The organism is Psychrobacter sp. TB55-MNA-CIBAN-0194, from assembly GCF_040309505.1.
Taxonomy (GTDB): Bacteria; Pseudomonadota; Gammaproteobacteria; order Pseudomonadales; family Moraxellaceae; genus Psychrobacter; species Psychrobacter fozii.
Genome location: NZ_JBEOOW010000742.1, coordinates 1 through 239, shown reverse-complemented (window position 1 = coordinate 239; position 239 = coordinate 1). Strand labels below are relative to the sequence as shown.

At 43.5% G+C, this 239-nt stretch carries 1 protein-coding gene; it reads right to left on the bottom strand.

The window, feature by feature from the left end; all coding sequences use genetic code 11:
- Nucleotides 1-239 (bottom strand): hypothetical protein (locus AAEY75_RS16940; protein ID WP_352260335.1); only part of this gene is annotated, 239 nt, incomplete at both ends.

Here is a 239-nt window from a genome sequence, read left to right as displayed (position 1 = left end):
GCGCTAAGCCGCCCACAAAAGGGATTAAATAGATCCCTTTGGTTTTCATGCCGAAATGTTTCATCGCTCTAATATGGCCATATTCATGAAACACTAAGCAGCCGATGAGGGCTAAGGCAAATTCAAATGAAAATAACCATGAATAGGCGGCAACACTGGCTCCCGCAAAAAGGACTTTAACCACCTTGGCACTTTTTAGTAGCTTAAAACCTAATGATGCCAGTCCAACAACACTGAGC